Source organism: Bacillus sp. MUM 116 (assembly GCF_001866655.1).
GTDB lineage: Bacteria > Bacillota > Bacilli > Bacillales > Cytobacillaceae > Neobacillus.
Genome location: NZ_MLYR01000155.1, coordinates 1 through 1,110, shown reverse-complemented (window position 1 = coordinate 1,110; position 1,110 = coordinate 1). Strand labels below are relative to the sequence as shown.

1 pseudogene is annotated in these 1,110 nt (G+C 37.1%); it reads right to left on the bottom strand.

Going from position 1 to position 1,110, the window contains the following annotated elements:
• Positions 1-1,110 (bottom strand): annotated as a pseudogene (locus BIV60_RS30720) (IS3 family transposase); the annotation flags it as partial.

Here is a 1,110-nt window from a genome sequence, read left to right as displayed (position 1 = left end):
TATAGTCCTCTAATTCCCGTTCAAAATGTTCAATACTGTCAAATTCCTGTAGATAAAGGAGTTCAGACTTTAATAAGCCAAAGAAATTTTCCATGACTGCGTTATCCAAACAATTACCCTTTCGGGACATACTCTGTGTAATCTGGTGCTGTTCTAATGTTTTTTGATACTGTTTCATTTGATAATGCCAACCTTGATCTGAATGAAGAATTACTTGTTCTCCTGGCTGAAGACGTTCAATCGCTTGGTCTAACATATCTCCCACTAATTTATAAACAGGGCGTTTCATAACACTATAAGCAATGATTTCGCTGTTACACAAATCCAGTACTGGAGAGAGGTAACGTTTCTCACCGAATAGGTGGAATTCTGTTACGTCGGTTACCCATTTTTGATTTATTTTCTCGGCGGAGAAATCGCGATTTAAGACGTTCGGAGCAATTTTGCCTACATTTCCTTTATAAGAACGATATTTCTTCATACGTACCAAACATTTTAATCCGATTTCATTCATTAGACGATTGATGGTTTTGGGGTCGTGGCGGAATCCTCTTTTATTTAGTTCTTTCGTGATGCGACGGTACCCATAACGACCTTTATGTTCATGATAGATCTCGTTGATAGCTTCTTTTACTTTCTCATATTTATCAGGTTGATTTAACCGTTTTTCCCAATAATAATATGTGCTGCGTGGAATGTCAGCGACTTCAACTAAATCCACAACCTCATACTCATCCTTTAGTTCGAAAATTACTTGCGCTTTGATTTTGTTTGTAATTTTTCCTGCATTTGAACTAAAGCATTCAACTTTTTTAAGTAGGCATTCTCCATTCGTAAACGTTCGTTTTCTGCCTGTAATGCCTCTAATGATCCCTCTACTGGTTGAGGAGATTTCTTTGTCTCTTTTTTCATGGATGGACGCCCCTTTTTCTTCGATTTAAGGGCATCTAATCCTTCCGTTTCAAGTTTCAGCTTCCAATCCAAAATAGTACTAGGTGCAGGGATATTGAAAATGGCTGCTGTTTCATAGAGAGACGTCCCTTGTTCGTTCATATAATTAAGTACGTCTAGTTTAAACTGAACTGTATAGTTTGTATAGCTTTTAATAAG